An 18,002-nucleotide genomic window follows, 5' to 3' on the forward strand; every position below is an offset into this window, starting at 1 on the left:
CCGCTTGACGGCTGGATTGCCTGGCCGCAAAAACAAACGCGTTGAGCGGGTTTCCGTTCAACGCGTTTTTTCTTGTGGATCAGCCGTTTCGCTAGTTCACCTTTCCGCACGACGACAGCGCAGCGCTGCGCGAGACTGCGCATGCAGTCCCGCCTCCACTTCATGCAGCGATCAAGCCGCCTTCAGCAGCCCGTGCGGGTCGATCACAAACTTCTTCGGCGCACCGCCATCGAACTGGCGATACCCGTCAGGCGCCTGATCGAGCGACACCACGGTCACGTTGACGATATCCGCAATCGGCAGACGGTCCCACAAGATCGCCTGCATGAGATTGTGGTTGTACTTCATGACCGGCGTCTGTCCAGTATGGAACGAGTGCGACTTGGCCCAGCCCAGACCGAAGCGGATGCTCAGGCTGCCTTTGCGCGCGGCGGCATCGGCGGCGCCCGGATCGTCCGTGACGTAAAGACCCGGAATGCCGATCGCGCCCGCGGCCCGCGTGATTTCCATCAGCGAGTTGAGCACGGTGGCCGGCGCTTCCTCGTGCGAACCGCTGCTGCCATGGCCGTGCGCTTCGAAGCCGACGCAGTCCACGGCGCAATCCACTTCGGGCTTGCCGAGAATCTGCTCGATCTGCTCGCCGAGCGTCGCGTCCTTCGACAGATCGATGGTCTGGAAGCCCATCTTGCGCGCGTGCGCGAGACGCTCCTCATTCATGTCGCCGACGATCGTGCAAGCCGCGCCCAGCAAGCGCGCCGAAGCGGCCGCCGCCATGCCCACCGGCCCCGCGCCCGCGATATACACGGTGGCGCCGGGTTTCACGCCCGCCATCACCGCGCCGTGATAGCCGGTCGGCAGAATGTCGGACAGACACGTGAGGTCGCGGATCTTCGCCATCGCCTGCGCAGGGTCGGGGAATTTCAGCAGATTGAAGTCGGCGTACGGCACCAACACGTACTCGGCCTGGCCGCCGATCCAGCCGCCCATGTCCACGTAACCGTAAGCGCCGCCCGCGCGCGACGGATTCACGTTCAGGCACACGCCGGTATGCTGCGCCTTGCAGGTCGGGCAGCGCCCGCAAGCCACGTTGAACGGCACCGAAACGAGATCGCCGATCTTGAGCGTTTCCACGTCACGGCCGATCTCGATCACCTCGCCGGTAATCTCGTGGCCGAGCACGAGGCCGACTTCGGCGGTCGTGCGGCCGCGCACCATGTGCTGATCGGAGCCGCAAATATTCGTGCTCACCACCTTCAGGATCACGCCGTGACCGATCGACCGGCCACGCGGATCGACCATCTTCGGATAGTCAATCGACTGCACTTCCACCTTGCCCTGCCCTAGATACACGACACCGCGATTGCTGCTCATTGTCTGTCTCCATGTCTTGTGAGCGGCGCGCGCAGTTCGCTGAGTTTCGTGCAGCACGCCGTTCAACGAGCGTAGCGCCCGCTGAACAAAGCGCATGTGTCGAACGCGACATGGGTTTGGCCGTAACCGACACGACGAGCGGAGCCCGCGTCCATCTTGATGTAACCGGTTTTTTATTGATTGACCGTTCAATATAAAAAAACTACCATGGCCGTTCGAATCCACTCGGGCGGATCGTTTTCGTCATACGCGGCTCGCCCGAAGCCAACGCCAGCAACAGCGCCCGCACCATGCCCAAACTCGGAATGCGCGAAATCCGCCGCGCGCAACTGATCGACGCCACGCTCCTCACGATCGACCAGACCGGGCTCGCGGGGGCCACGCTGGCTTCTGTTGCGCAGCGCGCGAGCATTTCCACCGGCATCGTCAGCCACTATTTCGGCGACAAGGACGGCTTGCTCGAAGCCACCATGCGTCACGTGCTGCGAGATCTGTGGCAGGCCACATCGCGCCGGCGCCGGGCGGCGAAAGCGGATCCGCGTTCGAAACTGCGCGCGGTGGTCGCCGCGAATTTCGACGCCGAGCAGACCAGTGGCCCGGTCATGAAAACCTGGCTCGCGTTCTGGTCCGAGAGCATGCACAAACCGCAGTTGCGGCGGCTGCAATACGTGAACACACGTCGGTTGAACTCGAATCTGTGCGCGGATTTTTCGAAGGCCATGCCTCGAGCGGCAGCGCGGCGCGCGGCGAGCGGGCTCGCGGCGCTGATCGACGGCCTGTGGCTGCGCGGCGCGCTGTCGGGAGTGCCGTTCGACACCAAGGCCGCGCTGCGCGTGGCCAACGACTATATCGATCTGGTCCTCGCCTCGCGCGAGTAAGCACATAAGCAGACCAGCGACATCTTCAGAAAGGAGCAAGTCATGGCGGTATTCGCAACGCAACGTCTCTATATCGGCGGCGGCTATGTCGACGCCACCAGCGGCGAAACCTTCGACACGCTCGACCCCGCCACCGGCGAAACGCTCGCGGGCGTGCAGCAGGCTTCGGCGGCCGATGTCGATCGCGCGGTACGATCCGCGCAAGAAGGCCAACGCGAATGGGCCGCGCTCACGGCCATGCAACGCTCACGCATCCTGCGCCGCGCCGTCGACCTGCTGCGCGAGCGCAACGACGAACTCGCCGCGCTCGAAACGCGCGACACCGGCAAGCCGATTGCGGAAACCCTCGCGGTGGATATCGTCACCGGCGCGGACGTGATCGAGTACTACGCGGGGCTCGCCACTGCGATTGAAGGACAACAGATTCCGCTGCGGCCCACGTCGTTCGTCTACACGCGGCGCGAGCCGCTCGGCGTTTGCGCGGGCATCGGCGCATGGAACTACCCGATCCAGATCGCGTGCTGGAAGTCGGCGCCCGCGCTCGCGGCCGGCAATGCGATGATCTTCAAGCCGAGCGAGATCACGCCGTTGTCGGCCCTGAAACTCGCCGAGATCTACACCGAAGCCGGCGTGCCCGCAGGCGTGTTCAATGTCGTGCAAGGCGACGGACGCGTCGGCGCGATGCTCGCCGCGCATCCGGACATCGAGAAAATCTCGTTCACCGGCGGCGTGGAAACGGGCAAGAAGGTGATGTCGATGGCGGGCGCGTCGTCGCTGAAAGAAGTGACGATGGAACTCGGCGGCAAGTCGCCCCTGCTCGTATTCGACGACGCCAATCTCGAACGCGCCGCCGACATCGCGATGAGCGCCAACTTCTTCAGCTCCGGCCAGGTCTGCACCAACGGCACCCGCGTGTTCGTGCAACGCGGCGTGCTCGAACGCTTCGAGGCACTGGTGCTGGAACGCGTCAGGCGCATTCGCGTGGGCGCGCCCACCGATGCCGCCACCAACTTCGGTCCGCTGGTGAGCGCCGCGCAATTGCACAAAGTGCTGGGCTACATCGAAAGCGGCAAGCAGGAAGGCGCACGGCTCGTGGCGGGCGGCAAACGTCTCACCGTGGGCCAATTCGCTAATGGCCAGTACGTCGAGCCGACCGTGTTCGCCGACTGCCATGACGACATGCGCATCGTGCGCGAGGAAATCTTCGGGCCGGTGATGAGCATCCTCGCTTTCGACGACGAAGACGAAGCCATCGCGCGCGCGAACCGCACCGCTTACGGCCTCGCCGCGGGCGTCGTGACCGAGAATCTGGCGCGGGCGCATCGCGTGATTCATCGACTGGAAGCGGGCATCTGCTGGATCAACACATGGGGCGAGTCGCCTGCGGAAATGCCGGTGGGCGGCTACAAGCAGTCGGGCGTGGGCCGCGAAAACGGCATCACCACGCTCGAGCACTACACGCGCATCAAGTCCGTGCAGGTCGAACTCGGCCCGTATCAACCGGTGTTCTAAGGAGAGCTCGCGATGGCTGCGAACGAATACGACTACATCATCGTGGGCGCGGGTTCGGCGGGCAACGTGCTCGCTTCGCGCCTGACCGAGGACGCGGACGTGACCGTGCTGCTGCTCGAGGCAGGCGGCCCCGACTACCGCTTCGACTTCCGCACGCAGATGCCGGCAGCGCTCGCCTATCCGCTGCAAGGGCGCCGCTACAACTGGGCGTACGAAACGGACCCCGAGCCGCACATGAACAACCGGCGCATGGAATGCGGGCGTGGCAAGGGGCTCGGCGGATCGTCGCTGATCAACGGCATGTGCTATATCCGCGGCAATGCGCTCGATTACGACGGCTGGGCCGCTCAAGCCGGTCTGGAAAACTGGACCTATCTGGATTGCCTGCCGTATTTCCGCAAGGCCGAAACGCGCGATGCGGGTGCGAACGCGTACCACGGCGGCGACGGTCCGGTGCATGTGACCACCAGCAAACCCGGCAACAACCCGCTCTTCGCCGCGATGGTCGAAGCCGGCGTGCAGGCTGGCTTTCCGCGCACCGACGATCTGAACGGCTATCAGCAGGAAGGTTTCGGCCCGATGGACCGCACGGTCACGGCGAACGGCCGGCGCGCCAGCACGGCGCGCGGCTATCTGGATCGCGCGAAGCCGCGGCCGAATCTGACCATCGTCACGCATGCCGTGACGGATCGCGTGCTGTTCTCCGGCAAGCGCGCGGTCGGCGTCGCGTATCTGCATCATGGCAATGCAGTGAAGGCGCAGGCACGCCGCGAGGTGCTGGTGTGCAGCGGCGCGATTGCGTCGCCGCAATTGCTGCAGCGTTCGGGCGTCGGCCGTTCCACATGGCTGCGCGAACTCGACGTGCCGCTCGTTCACGATCTGCCGGGTGTCGGCGAAAACCTGCAAGACCATCTTGAGATGTATATCCAGTACGAGTGCATGGAACCCGTTTCGCTCTACCCGGCCTTGCAGTGGTGGAATCAGCCTGCTATCGGACTCGAATGGATGATGAAGGGCACGGGCATCGGCGCGAGCAATCAATTCGAAGCCGGCGGCTTCATCCGCACGCGCGACGACGATTTGTGGCCGAACATCCAGTATCACTTCCTGCCGGTCGCGATCAATTACAACGGCTCAAACGCGATCAAAATGCACGGCTTCCAGGCGCACGTCGGTTCGATGCGCTCGCCGAGCCGCGGCCGCGTGAAGCTCACGTCGCGCGATCCGAATGCGCATCCGAGCATCCTGTTCAACTACATGGCCGATCCTCTCGACTGGCGCGAGTTCCGCGACGGCATTCGGATCACGCGCGAGATCATGCGGCAACCGGCACTCGACCGTTATCGCGGCCGCGAATTGAATCCCGGCGCCGAGCTGACTACTGATGAACAGCTCGACACGTTCGTGCGCATGCGGGCGGAGACGGCGTTTCATCCGTCGTGTTCGTGCAAGATGGGCTATGACGATATGGCCGTGGTGGACAACGAGGGCCGCTTGCACGGAATGGAAGCGCTGCGCGTGGTGGATGCGTCGATCATGCCGCGCATCACGACCGGCAATCTGAATGCGCCGACCATCATGCTGGCGGAGAAGATCGCCGACAAGATTCGCGGACGCGAGGCGCTCGCGCGCGTGGATACGCCCTACTTCGTGGCGAATGGCGTGGCGTCGAGGAAGCGGGAGATCGCGACGGTTTGACGCCGTTGTCTGCACATAAGATTTTCTTTACCCTCACGCAACTTATCCTCGATTGTCAGCGTCTGGCAAAAGCCGGATAGTGCGGCCTCAAGGCGCTTCAAAGATTTTTTGGCGCGCACCCGCCGATAGACATTCAAGGAAACGCGAGAGATGAAGTTCAAAGCCCTCAGCCTCACGGCGACCGTGGTCTTTGCGTTGGCCGCTCCCATGAGCCACGCAGCGGATACCACGCAAGACAGCATCAAACGGACCGTCGACGCGGCGATCCAGCCGCTCATGGCAAAAGACGGCATTCATGGCATGGCGGTCGGCATCGTCGCCGGGGGTAAGCCTTATGTGTACAACTACGGCGTGGCGTCGACGGAAACCAATAAGCCTGTGACGCGCGAGACGCTGTTCGAACTCGGCTCAATCAGCAAGACCTTCACGGCGACGCTGGCATCGTATGCGCAGGTCAGCGACGATCTTTCCCTGTCGGATACGACCAGCAAATATTTGCCCGTCCTTCAGGGCAGCCAGTTCGGCAACGTGAGGCTCGTCAATCTGGGCACGCACACGCCCGGCGGGCTGCCGTTGCAAGTGCCAGACGAGATCCATAACGACGCCGAACTCATGCAGTATTTCAAGGCATGGCAGCCCACTTGCGCGCCGGGCACCTGCCGGACTTACGCTAATCCCGGCATCGGCATGCTCGGGCTGATCACGGCCAAGAGCATGGGGCAGGATTTCACGGCGCTGATGGAACAGCGCATGTTTCCCGCGCTGGGATTGAAGAACAGCTTCATCGACGTTCCGCCATCGCGAATGCCGGATTACGCGCAAGGCTACAAGAAAGACGGCGCGCCGATCCGCATGGCGCCCGGCGTGCTGTCCGCCGAGGCATACGGCGTCAAGTCCACCGCCGCTGACATGACGCGTTTCTTGCAGGCCAACATGAATCAGCTCCAGCTCGACGCGAAGCTGCAGCGCGCGATCACGGACACGCACACCGGCTACTTCAAGGCAGGCGTGTTGACCCAGGATCTGATCTGGGAGCAATACGCGTATCCGGTCGCGTTGAAGACGTTGCTGACCGGCAATTCGCCGACGATGATTCTGAAGGCGACGCCCGCTGTCGAAATCAAGCCACCGCTCGCGCCTCGACAGGATGTCTGGATCAACAAGACCGGTTCGACCAATGGGTTCGGCGCTTACGTGGCCTTCATTCCGGAGCAGCAGTTGGGCATTGTGATGCTCGCCAACAAGAACTTCCCGAACGACGACCGGGTGGCTGCTGCCTATAAGATCCTGATGGCGCTTGCCGAGGCCGCGCATTGAACGGAGGTGGCTCGATCATGAACAGCTTGCGTTGCGTGCCGCTAATCGCTGCGGTCCTCCTGAATCCGCAGTCGGCCAACGCCGGCGAAAAGGCCCCCGATGCCAAAGAAACCGTGGTGCTTCAACGCGTTCCCGTTCCCGGCACCGACCACGAAATGGGCATGGGTATCGCCGAATTTCCACCCAATGCCGCCAAGCCGAAGCATAAGGCAACCGGGCCGGAAGTTGCCTACGTGCTCGAGGGTGAAGTGACGGTGCAGGTCGAGGGCCGACCGTCGCAGGTCGTTCATGCCGGCGAGAGTTACCGGATGCCGGCGAATGTGGTCCATGTAACGACTGCGGGACCCGCGGGCGCGAAAGTGCTCGCGACCTGGGCATGGGTGCCCGGCAAGCCGTTCAATATCCGCGTTCAGAACTGAACCACGAAGGGTGCAGTTTGACGACGCTGCACCCTTCATCACGCGTTCAACAAAAAATTCAATCCCGCACCGGACTCAACACCCCACGCGCATCCGTCTCAACCGCCTCCGACACCAGCGTCTCGAGCGCCAACCCGCGCGTCTCGATGCCGAGAATCCATACCGCAGCCGCCGCGATCACAAAACACATCGCGCCGAGCGAGAACACGCCACCCTGGCCGAACATCGGCAGCACCACACCGACCACGTAAGGTCCGATCAGCGACCCCACGCGGCCGATCGCCGACGCAAAGCCCGAACCCGTCGCGCGCGCACCGGTCCCGTACAGCTCCGGCGTGTAGGTGTACAGCACCGCCCACATCGCAAACAGGAAGAATTGCATCGCCAGCCCGGCGCAGATCAGCAAGGTCGGCGTTTGCGCGTGCAGCGCCGTTTGCCCATAGACGTAGGCCATCACCGCACTGCCCGCGAGCGACGCGATGCAAGTCGGCTTGCGTCCCCAACGTTCGACCAGCCACGCCGCGCAGATAAAACCCGGAATGCCGCCGAGCGAAATCAGCACCGTGTACAGCACCGACTTCGTCACTGCAAAGCCTGCCTGCTGCATCAGCGCGCCGAGCCACGACGTCAGCCCATAAAAACCGAGCAGCGCGAAAAACCATAGCGTCCACACCATGATCGTGCGACGCCGGTAAGCCATGCTCCAGATCTCGCGGAACGCGTTTGTGCCCTTCGCGGCCGGCGGCTCGGCGAGCATCGCCGGCGCGCGCAACTGGCTCAGCCCCGCCGCTTTCATCACCTTCACTTCGACTTCGGCAAGGATCCTGTCCGCTTCACCGAGATGTCCGCGATGTTCGAGCCAACGCGGCGATTCCGGCACGACGCGGCGCACGATCAGCACGAACACCGCGGGAATCGCGAGCAACGCGAACTCCGTGCGCCAGCCAAACGTCGGCAAGACGAAGTACGACACCACGCCCGAGGCGATGAAACCGAGCGGCCAGAAACCATCCATCAGCGCAATCAGACGGCCGCGCGAGGCAGCCGGCACGAACTCCGACAACAACGTCTGCGCGATCGGAAATTCCATCCCCATGCCGAAGCCGAGCAGCACGCGATAAAAGATCAACGCTTCGACGCTCTGCGCCGTCGAGCACAAATACGACGCGAGCCCCCACAACACCATGCTCCACTGAAACACGGGCCGGCGTCCGAAGCGATCCGCCAGCAACCCCGCAATCGCCGCGCCGATCACCATGCCGAAGAAACTCGCGCTGGCCACCAGTCCCGCCGTTGCGGTGGATAAGCCGAATTCCGTTTTGATTGAACCGAGCACGAACGTCATCGTGCCGAGATCGACGGAATCGAAAAAGAACGCGATGGCGATGATGAGGAAAATGGTCCGGTGATAACCGGAGAACGGCAGTCGTTCGAGTCGGGCGGCTGCGCTCGCGCGCGGCGGATAAGCGGTGGACATGTCATCCCCTGGTTGATGCGGCGGGTGCCGCGTGGGTGCTCCGAGGCGTTTTCAGTAGACGCCGACATAAATCGGCCACATAGAAGAAATACGTCATCGGGATGGAACGGGTGCGTCGTTCCACACACGCGGATCGCGAGGCTTAGAACCGCAAACGCGCCCGCGCGGCGCCGGCAATGCGCGCGAGCGCATCCGCGCTCAACCGTGCGGCGATTTTTTCGACGTATTCATGGTGACGCGCCTGCAACGGCGCGCCGAGTTGCTGCGCGAGCAGATAACGGATCAGCGCAATGCGCCGATGCCGCAGCGCGATGCTCTGATCGAGCAACGCGAGCGCGGCATGAGCATCGCCTTCGAGGCACGCACGCTCAGTGAGACGCGCGGTGGCTAGACGTGTCGACGTCATGGCGAATATCGAGGGATGAAACGCGCGAGCGGTTCGAACAGGACCGCTCGCCGCGCCTTACGACATCAGCGGATCGACCGCGTCGAGCATGATCTTCACGAAGTAGTCCGCGAAGCTGCGGCGCACGACGATGTCGAAACTGCTCGCACCGGTGGGCAGCAAGGTCATCGAAGCCTTGAAGTAGTGGCTTTGCGCACACTGCCCTTCGCCAAATAGTTTGGGATGCAAATCGAGCGGACAACCGCGCGACAAGACTTCACGCGTCCGCGTGCCGCTGATTTCGAGCACCGTATAGCCGCTGCCGATATCCACCGCCGACGCGAACAGCCCCGCGAACGCAGCGCCGAGTTTCGCCTGCAGCGGAGCGGTACGCGTCGCGTCGTGCGCGGTGGCCGAGCGCACCAGCCACTCGTCCGGGCCGAGCCACATCACGTCGTAGCCGTTGCCGCGCGCCACCGTGTTCGCCTTTTCAGGCGGGCGGCAGCCGATCACACTCTCCACGGCGCGCACGAACGCTGCGTCACGCGTGTCGCCGCGCACGTTGACGAGTTCCAGGAACGGCCGCTCGTTCAATCTGAACGCCGCGGATGCCGTCGCCTGATGCTTCTTCAGCAATGCGTCCGTGCCCACCAGCGGCGACTCCTGCCACACGCCGGTCTGCTTGCCGACAGCACGATCCACGACCGACGCCGTCCCTCTCGTTTCATTCCACATGTTGACGTGCTCCTTCGCTGTCGTAGAACACCGAACTGGTGACCTTCGCTGCAATCTGTTTGCCGCTCGAAAGCGGAATCGTGACCGTCTCGCCGATCTTGTCGAGGCCGCCCTTGACGACCGCCATCGCGATCGAGCGCTTCAGGATCGGGCTGTAGTAGCTCGACGTGACGTGGCCGAGCATCGGCGCCGTGTCGCCCTGGAACGGACCCGCGACGATCTGCGAACCCTCGGGTATCACGAACGACGGATCGTCCGAGAGCAACCCGACCAGTTGCTTGCGCCCCGCCTTTGCCGTGTCCGAGCGGGTCAGCGAACGCTTGCCGAGAAAGTCCTTCGACTTCGCCACCAGCCCGCCCATGCCGAGGTCGTACGGCGTCATCGAACCGTCCGTATCCTGGCCGACGATGATGTAGCCCTTCTCCGCGCGCAGCACGTGCATCGTTTCCGTGCCGTACGGCGTGATGTCGAACTCCGCGCCCGCGGCCATCAGCGCTTCCCACACCGCGCGCCCGACGTTGGCCGGCACGTTCACTTCATAAGCGAGTTCGCCCGAGAAGCTGATGCGCATCACGCGCGAGGCCGCACCCGCCACCGTGCCTTCGCGATAGCTCATGAAGGGGAACGCCGCGTTCGCAAAGTCGATGTCCTGGCAGACCTTCTGCAGCACCTTGCGGCTGTTCGGACCGACCACGGCGAAGGTCGCCCAATGATCCGTCACCGACGCGAGCCGCACGCGCATGTCCGGCCATTCGGTTTGCAGCCAGCGTTCGAGCCACGTCAGCACGCGCGCCGCGCCGCCGGTGGTGGTGGTCATCATGTAGTGCTGATCGGCGAGGCGCACCGTGACGCCGTCGTCGAAGATCATGCCGTTTTCGTCGAGCATCAGGCCGTAGCGGCACTTGCCGACTTCCAGCTTGCTCCACGGATTCGTGTAGACCCAGTTCAGGAGCTTCGCCGAATCGGGGCCCTGAATGTCGATCTTGCCGAGCGTCGAGGCGTCGAGAATGCCGACGCTCGTGCGCACCGCGAGCGATTCGCGCGCTACCGCCGCGTGCATGTCTTCGCCCGCTTTCGGGTAGTACCACGGACGCTTCCAGTTGCCCACGTCCTCGAAAGCCGCGCCGTTTTCCACGTGCCACTCGTGCACCGCCGTCTTGCGCACCGGATCGAGAAACTCGCCCAGTTCGCGGCCGGCAAACGTGCCGAAAGTGACCGGCGTGTAGTTCGGCCGGAACGTCGTCGTGCCGGTCTCGGGAATCGTCTTGCCGAGCGCCTGCGCGAGAATCGCCATGCCGTTGATGTTGCCGAGCTTGCCCTGGTCGGTGCCGAAACCCATCGCCGTATAGCGTTTCACGTGTTCGACCGATTCGAAACCTTCGCGCGCCGCGAGGAAGATATCCGCAGCCGACACGTCGTTCTGGAAATCGATAAACTGCTTCGGCCCGCGCGTGGCCAGCTCGCGGCCACCGACCAGCCACAGCGGCTGCATCTTCGCTTCCGTGATCTCGGCCACCTGCACCGGATTCGGCCGCGCGACGATGAAGCCCGCGGCGCGCGCTGCCTCGATGCCGGCATCGACCGCAAAGCGAATGCCCTGGCCCAGCGTGAAGTCGCCTGCACACGCGCCGACGCTCGTCTCCGGCTGCATCGCCTTGCCCGGCACGAAGCAGGCCTTCTCGTCATGCCAGTGCGCCTTGCCGCCCGATTGCGCGAACAGATGCAGCACCGGGCTCCAGCCGCCGGACATCGCGAGCAGATCGCAGGAAAGGTCACCCTGCTTCGCACCGACCTGTCCGTTCGAATACGGCGCCACGTCCACCGAGGCCACGCGCAGTTTGCCGTGCGCCGCCGTGATGACGACGCCGTTCATCACCTTGACGCCATAGCGCCTTGCCAGCGCGGGCAGCGTGCCTTTCGATTCGCTCGCGCGCGGATCGATGACTGTCACCTGGGCGCCGGCCGCTTTCAGATCGAGCGCGCATTGATAACCGTCGTCGTTGTTGGTGAACACCACGGCGTTGCGGCCCGGCAGCACCGCATAGCGGTGCAGATAGGTCGACACGGCCGACGCCAGCATCACGCCCGGCAGATCGTTGTTGCCGAACACAATGGGCCGCTCATGCGCACCGGTCGCGAGAATCACGCGTTTCGCTCGGATCTTCCACATCAGTTCGCGCGTGCCCTTGCGTTGCGACACTGGCAGATGCTCGGTAAGCCGCTGCGTGACCGTCACGAGGTTATGGTCCTGATAGCCGAACGCCGTGCTGCGGCACAGGATCTTCACGTCGGGCATCTGCCGCAGTTCGTCTTCGATCTTCTGCACCCATTGCAGCGCGGGCTTGCCGTCGATCTCCGCGCGGCACGACAGCAGTGAGCCGCCGAGTTCCGGCTGGTCGTCGACGAGCGTCACGCGCGCGCCGGACAACGCGGCGGCATGCGCGGCCGCGAGGCCGGTCGGGCCACCGCCCACCACCAGCACGTCGCAATGCGCAAAGCACTTGTCGTAGCGGTCTGCGTCCGTGTGTTCCGGCGCCTTGCCGAGACCGGCCGCGTCGCGGATCACTTCTTCATACTTCGGCCAGAATTTGCGCGGCCACATGAAGGTCTTGTAGTAGAAGCCAGCCGGAATGAAGCGCGCGAACTTCTGGTTGACCGCCATGCGGTCTTTCTCGATGCTCGGCTTCGCATTCACGCTGCTGGCGACGAGCCCTTGATACAACTCGACTTCAGTCGCCCGCGCATTCGGCACCGTGTACGCACCGGTTTCGAGTTGCACGACGGCATTCGGCTCTTCCACGCCCGCCGTGACGATGCCGCGCGGCCGGTGGTATTTCCAGCTACGCGCGACGAAATGCTCGCCGTTCGCAAGCAGCGCCGAAGCCAGCGTGTCGCCCTGATAGCCCTGGTACTGGCGGCCGTTGAAGGTGAACGTCAGCGGCATTGCGCGATTGATGCGCCCGCCGTTGGGGAGTCGGTCTTTCTGGCTCATGATGCCTTGCCCTCTTGTGCCTTGTTCTGTGCCTGGTCTTGTGCCTTAGGCTCGTTGCCGTCCATGGCGAGGAGCGGCCGGTCGAACGTTTCGTAGCCCTGTATCTCGTAGCTCACCGTGTCGCGCTGCGCCTTGAACCAGCGGCGGCAACCTTGCGTGTGCATCCATTGCTCGCGGTGCACGCCGCGCGAGTTCTTGCGCATGAACAGATAGTCGCCCCATTCCTTGTCGGTGAGTTTGTCGGTGTCGAGCGGACGGGCAATGTCCGCTTCGCCGCCGCAGGAAAATTCGGTTTCGGCGCGTGGCCCGCACCACGGGCATTCGATCAATAGCATCTCATTCTCCAATGCGTGGTGTTAATGGGCGACGGCGGCGGCGCCGTGTTCGTCGATCAGGTGGCCGGTATAGAAACGCTCCAGCGAGAACGGCGCGTTCAGCGGATGCGGCTCATCCTTCGCAATAGTGTGCGCATAAGCCCAGCCCGAACCCGGCGTCGCCTTGAAGCCACCCGTGCCCCAGCCGCAATTGAAATAGAGCCCTTTCACGTCGGTCTTGCTGATGATCGGGCACGCGTCCGGCGACACATCCACGATGCCGCCCCACTGGCGGTTCATCCGCACGCGCGAGAACACCGGGAACATTTCGACAATGGCTTCGAGCGTGCCTTCGATAATCTGAAAACTGCCGCGCTGACCAAAACCCGTGTACTGGTCGACGCCCGCACCGATCACCAGATCGCCCTTGTCGGACTGGCTGATATACGCATGCACCGCGTTCGACATCACCACCGTGTTGACCACCGGCTTGATCGGTTCCGACACCAACGCCTGCAACGGATGGCTCTCCAACGGCAAGCGCACGCCGGCCATGTCGGCGAGCGACGAGGTATTGCCCGCCGCCACGATCGCAACTTTCTTCGCCTTGATGAATCCCTTCGTGGTGTCCACACCGATCACCTGGCTGCCGTTGCGGCGAATGCCCGTGACCTGGCAGTTCTGCACGATATCGACGCCGGCCTGATCCGCGCCGCGCGCGAAGCCCCAGGCCACCGCATCGTGACGCGCCACGCCGCCGCGGCGCTGGATCGACGCGCCGAGCACCGGATAGCGGCTGTTCAGATTGATGGTCGGCTCGATTTCCTTGATCTGCGCGGGCGTGAGGAATTCTGCGTCCACGCCGTTCAGCCGGTTCGCATTCACACGGCGCTCGGTGTCGCGCACGTCCTGCAACGTATGCGCGAGGTTCATCACGCCGCGCTGGCTGAACATGACGTTGTAGTTCAGATCCTGCGAGAGCCCTTCCCACAGCTTCATCGCTTTCTCATAGAGCGCGGCCGACTCGTCCCACAGATAGTTCGAGCGCACGATGGTCGTATTGCGCGCCGTATTGCCGCCGCCGATCCAGCCCTTCTCCAGCACGGCGACATTGCGCACGCCGTGCTCCTTGGCGAGGTAATACGCCGTGGCGAGACCGTGCCCGCCGCCGCCGACGATCACGACATCGTATTCACGTTTGGGCTCGGGGCTCTTCCACTGTCGCTCCCAGTTCTCGTGATACGACATCCCGTTGCGCAACAGGCTGAATATCGAATAGCGGCTCATCGTGGGTCCTTGTCAATGCTGTCTTTGCTGGTGTTTCGCATGGGTAAAACGGGATTCAACATTCGATGACGTTCACGGCCAACCCGCCGCGCGACGTCTCCTTGTATTTCGTCTTCATGTCCGCGCCGGTTTCGCGCATCGTCTTGATCACGTTGTCGAGCGACACGTAATGCTGGCCGTCGCCCTTCATTGCCATGCGCGCGGCGTTCAGCGCCTTGATCGCGCCCATCGCATTGCGTTCGATGCACGGAATCTGCACGAGCCCGCCGACCGGATCGCAGGTCATGCCGAGGTTGTGTTCCATGCCGATTTCGGCGGCGTTTTCGACCTGCGTCGGCGTGCCGCCCATCACGGCGGCGAGCGCCGCGGCGGCCATCGAGCATGCCACGCCGACTTCGCCCTGGCAGCCTACTTCGGCGCCGGAGATCGACGCCGTTTCCTTGTAGATGATGCCGATCGCCGCCGCCGTCAGCAGGAAGTTGACGATGCCCTCGTCGTTCGACGCATGCATGAACTTCACGTAGTAGTGCAGCACGGCGGGAATCACGCCGGCTGCGCCGTTGGTCGGCGCCGTGACGACGCGCCCGCCCGCCGCGTTTTCTTCGTTGACGGCCATCGCGTACAGGTTGACCCAGTCGAGCATGGAGAGCGGATCGCGCAGCGACTCTTCCGAGCGCGAGCGCAATTGCCCGCACAGATCGGCGGCACGGCGCTTCACGTGCATCGGACCGGGCAACTCGCCGCGCACCTTGCAGCCGCGTTCGACGCACGCGGACATGGCGCGCCAAATCGCCAGCAAGCCTTCGCGCACTTCCTGTTCGGGACGCGCCGCGCATTCGTTGCGCAGCGTGATCTGCGCGATCGACAAACCGGTTTCGCGGCATACGCGCATCAGATCGTCGCCGGTACGAAACGGATACGGCACGTCCGCGCCCGCGCGCACGCCGTTCACGCGATCGCCTTCGCGATTCACCACGAAGCCGCCGCCGATCGAGTAATACTCTTTCTCCACGAGCAACTGGCCGTTTTCGTCGAAGGCCTGAAAGCGCATGCCGTTCGGATGCACGATGCCCGAACCCGGCGCGCCCGGCATCAGCTTGCGGAAAAAGCCGAGATGCTCGCGCTCGTCGAATTTCACGGGATGCTTGCCGAGCAGCACCAGTTGTTTGGTCGCGCGGATCGTCTGCAGGCGCGGCTCGATCAGGTCCGGGTCGATCAGATCGGGCAGATTGCCCTCGAGTCCCAGCAGGACCGCCTTGTCCGTGCCGTGTCCCTTGCCGGTCGCGCCGAGCGAGCCGAACAGGTCGACCTTCACGCCGCGCACGAAGCCGAGCAGGTTGGCGTCTTCGATATGCGAAGCGAAGCGGCATGCAGCGATCATCGGCCCCACGGTGTGCGAGCTTGAAGGACCGATACCGATCTTGAACAGATCGAAGACGCTGACGTTCATGGCGTGCCTTGTGCGTTGCGATGCCTTGGGTGGATTTGCCTCTATTGCACCGCACGTCAAATTGAATCGATAGAATAAAAACGGCATGACAGTGGGATAGTGGCGTCAACGGGCGCGCCGGCAAAGGTCCGCGGCGTATTTACGAAGACTTCTGACGCATTTGCGACATGCGTCCGGCTTGCGGCTAGCGATGCTAACAACGCTGGGCGCGCAAGGCCGGTCATGCCGCCGGCACGCCCGGAAGCGGTAGATGCCGTCCCCGGTGCTATGCTTGATCCAACCCTTTCCCCTGCTGGCTGCATGCATGAATTCCGCTGAACCGCTTCCCCCTCAATCGATCGACGGCACCACGAAGCAGCGCATCCGCTTCGGCATCATCCTGTTGCCGAATTTCACACTGACGGCGTTTTCGGGTTTCGTCGACCTGCTGCGCCTGTCCGCGGATGAAGGCGATTTCAGCAAGCCCGTGCGCTGTTCGTGGAGCGTGATAGGGGAAACCCTCGCTCCGGTGCGCGCGAGCTGCGGCATCCAGATCACGCCGTGGGAAACATTCGACACCGCCGAGCCGTTCGACTACGTCGTGGTGGTGGGCGGCCTGCTGCATTCCGGGCCGGCCGCGAACGACGCGACGCTTGCCTTCATCCGCCGCGCCGCCGCCACCGATGCGACGCTCGTCGGTATGTGCACGGGTGTGTTCTCGTTGATGCGCGCGGGCGTGCTGGACGGCCACCGCATCTGCGTGAGCTGGTTTCACTACTGGGATTTCATCGAACGCTTTCCGTCGGTCAATGAGGAAGCGCTGGTCGCTGACCGGCTGTTCGTGATCGACCGCCGGCGCATTACGTGTTCCGGCGGACGCGCGTCGATCGATGTGGCGGCCGCGATCCTGTTGCGTCATTTCGAAACCGCCACGGTGCAGAAGGCGCTGCGCATTCTGCTCGTCGACGACATGCAGAAAGGCAATGCGCCGCAGCCGCATCCACCGGGGCTCGCGCCTGCCGCGCATCCGAAGGTCAAGCGCGCGATTCTGCTGATGGAACAGCACGTGGGCCGTTCGTTGTCGCTCGACGAACTCGCGCGCAAGCTCGATCTCTCGCCGCGTCAGTTGGAGCGGCTCTTCAAGGCGCAAACGGGCAAGGCGCCGCAGGCCTACGCGAAGCAGGTGCGCCTGCGCACCGCCGCGTGGCTGCTGACGAGTTCGGATAAGACGGTGGCGGACATTGCGTCGAGTTGTGGGTTTTCCGACGCATCGCATTTAGGCCGCGAATTCCGCAAGCAGTTTGGCTTGCCGCCGATGATGTATCGCGAGCAGCGCGGCACAGCGGCGGAAGCGGAAGATAGTGGGGATTATGACGAGACGTTTCCGGGGCGGGCGCAGGCGATTTGACGTTGCTGATGCGGACGTAATTTTGCCAGCCATGCTTCCGGTGTAAGCGCGTGTCCGGACCTGTTGACGGAGACACGCGCGCCACTACCGCAACCGCACGTCACAACGACGGTGGCAAATCAAAAAACTCAACCCGGATTCTCGTAAAACGCAAAACGTTGCTGAGCAAATTTCATGACATCCGGAGGACCATTGAGAACACCGGTTCCGCCATCCCATCCTCGATCGGCATAAAAGGACCACTCGCCCGATATGGGCAAGACTGCATACTGCTCTGAATAGAAGCCAATTGCATCAGCTGGACTGTCGCCGGGGTCCCTCATCAGTATTTCAAAAAAATCGTCGTCGGTATGTTGCGCTCCGACTATGAATCCCGGGTACTTGCCAAAATGCTGATTGAAGTAGCTGAACGGATCCGGGTTGATCACGATTACAGCAAACTCACCTGTTCCATCGAACGCCACAACGCTCCGGATAAGGTCGCGAAAAATTTGCGTGCCAAGGTTAGAAGAGTCGAAGTGCAATAACTCCGAGGCCGGAGTGACGGCGACTTGTTCCATACACTCGCATGCACGCCGCCAAAGCAGCGTGAATATCTCGCGGTCGTTGATGTAGTCAATGTTGCTCATTAGCTGCCCAAGCGGATTTTGACAGTTGATCCTTTCGAACCCGTAGGGAAATAGTCCGCCATCGGCTGACCTTGGCTCGACTGATCGCGAACACCATAACGGTCCCCATCCTTAGTGAAAATATCCATCTTGCTGTCCTCACAAAGCGTGT

15 protein-coding genes are annotated in these 18,002 nt (G+C 63.1%); 6 read left to right on the forward strand and 9 right to left on the reverse strand.

Annotated features, from left to right (window positions below; genetic code table 11):
- Positions 1-171: 171 nt before the first annotated feature.
- The gene (fdhA, locus tag PQR42_RS33565; RefSeq protein ID WP_408389370.1) at positions 172-1,371 is read right to left on the reverse strand and encodes a formaldehyde dehydrogenase, glutathione-independent; all 1,200 of its coding nucleotides are present in this window, start codon (positions 1,369-1,371) and stop codon (positions 172-174) included.
- A 290-nt stretch (positions 1,372-1,661) separates the two neighbouring features.
- Here fdhA and betI point away from each other — a divergent pair, with 290 nt between their 5' ends.
- The 5 genes from betI to PQR42_RS33590 all read left to right on the forward strand — a co-directional run bounded on the left by betI (position 1,662) and on the right by PQR42_RS33590 (position 7,195).
- On the forward strand, positions 1,662-2,249 hold the full coding sequence (betI, locus tag PQR42_RS33570) for a transcriptional regulator BetI (protein WP_408389368.1): 588 nt from the start codon (positions 1,662-1,664) through the stop codon (positions 2,247-2,249).
- A gap of 42 nt (positions 2,250-2,291) precedes the next feature.
- Positions 2,292-3,761, forward strand: a complete 1,470-nt coding sequence (betB, locus tag PQR42_RS33575; protein WP_408389366.1) for a betaine-aldehyde dehydrogenase — start codon at positions 2,292-2,294, stop codon at positions 3,759-3,761.
- 12 nt (positions 3,762-3,773) lie between these two features.
- On the forward strand, positions 3,774-5,459 hold the full coding sequence (gene betA, locus PQR42_RS33580) for a choline dehydrogenase (protein ID WP_408389364.1): 1,686 nt from the start codon (positions 3,774-3,776) through the stop codon (positions 5,457-5,459).
- A 150-nt stretch (positions 5,460-5,609) separates the two neighbouring features.
- Entirely contained in the window at positions 5,610-6,776 is a 1,167-nt protein-coding gene (ampC, locus tag PQR42_RS33585; protein WP_408389362.1) for a class C beta-lactamase, read from the forward strand.
- 17 nt (positions 6,777-6,793) lie between these two features.
- Positions 6,794-7,195, forward strand: a complete 402-nt coding sequence (locus PQR42_RS33590; RefSeq protein ID WP_408389360.1) for a cupin domain-containing protein — start codon at positions 6,794-6,796, stop codon at positions 7,193-7,195.
- Positions 7,196-7,253: 58 nt separating this feature from the next.
- On the opposite strand, the gene PQR42_RS33595 is transcribed toward PQR42_RS33590, so the two are convergent.
- From PQR42_RS33595 to PQR42_RS33625, 7 genes are all read right to left on the reverse strand, one after another.
- The gene (locus tag PQR42_RS33595) at positions 7,254-8,672 is read right to left on the reverse strand and encodes an MFS transporter (RefSeq protein WP_408389358.1); all 1,419 of its coding nucleotides are present in this window, start codon (positions 8,670-8,672) and stop codon (positions 7,254-7,256) included.
- Positions 8,673-8,814: 142 nt separating this feature from the next.
- Positions 8,815-9,078 (reverse strand): hypothetical protein, encoded by a 264-nt coding sequence (locus PQR42_RS33600; RefSeq protein ID WP_408389356.1) that lies wholly within the window; start codon positions 9,076-9,078, stop codon positions 8,815-8,817.
- A gap of 57 nt (positions 9,079-9,135) precedes the next feature.
- On the reverse strand, positions 9,136-9,792 hold the full coding sequence (locus PQR42_RS33605) for a sarcosine oxidase subunit gamma (RefSeq protein WP_408389354.1): 657 nt from the start codon (positions 9,790-9,792) through the stop codon (positions 9,136-9,138).
- Entirely contained in the window at positions 9,782-12,784 is a 3,003-nt protein-coding gene (locus PQR42_RS33610; RefSeq protein WP_408389352.1) for a sarcosine oxidase subunit alpha family protein, read from the reverse strand. The genes PQR42_RS33605 and PQR42_RS33610 overlap by 11 nt, the downstream gene beginning before the upstream one ends.
- Positions 12,781-13,119, reverse strand: coding sequence for a sarcosine oxidase subunit delta (locus tag PQR42_RS33615; protein WP_408389350.1), 339 nt, complete (start codon positions 13,117-13,119; stop codon positions 12,781-12,783). Before PQR42_RS33615 ends, PQR42_RS33610 begins: the two co-directional genes overlap by 4 nt.
- Positions 13,120-13,140: 21 nt before the next feature.
- The gene (locus PQR42_RS33620) at positions 13,141-14,385 is read right to left on the reverse strand and encodes a sarcosine oxidase subunit beta family protein (protein ID WP_132377089.1); all 1,245 of its coding nucleotides are present in this window, start codon (positions 14,383-14,385) and stop codon (positions 13,141-13,143) included.
- Between the two features lie 55 nt (positions 14,386-14,440).
- The gene (locus tag PQR42_RS33625; RefSeq protein WP_408389348.1) at positions 14,441-15,835 is read right to left on the reverse strand and encodes an L-serine ammonia-lyase; all 1,395 of its coding nucleotides are present in this window, start codon (positions 15,833-15,835) and stop codon (positions 14,441-14,443) included.
- A gap of 304 nt (positions 15,836-16,139) precedes the next feature.
- Between PQR42_RS33625 and PQR42_RS33630 the strand changes: the two genes are divergently transcribed.
- Positions 16,140-17,222, forward strand: coding sequence for a GlxA family transcriptional regulator (locus PQR42_RS33630; protein ID WP_408389346.1), 1,083 nt, complete (start codon positions 16,140-16,142; stop codon positions 17,220-17,222).
- A 128-nt stretch (positions 17,223-17,350) separates the two neighbouring features.
- Here the strand turns inward: PQR42_RS33630 and PQR42_RS33635 are convergent, their stop codons facing one another.
- A complete protein-coding gene (locus PQR42_RS33635; protein WP_408389344.1) occupies positions 17,351-17,851 on the reverse strand; it encodes a hypothetical protein in 501 nt (166 codons plus the stop codon).
- Between the last annotated feature and the right edge of the window lie 151 nt (positions 17,852-18,002).

Source organism: Paraburkholderia sediminicola, assembly GCF_046027355.1.
Lineage (GTDB): Bacteria > Pseudomonadota > Gammaproteobacteria > Burkholderiales > Burkholderiaceae > Paraburkholderia > Paraburkholderia sediminicola_B.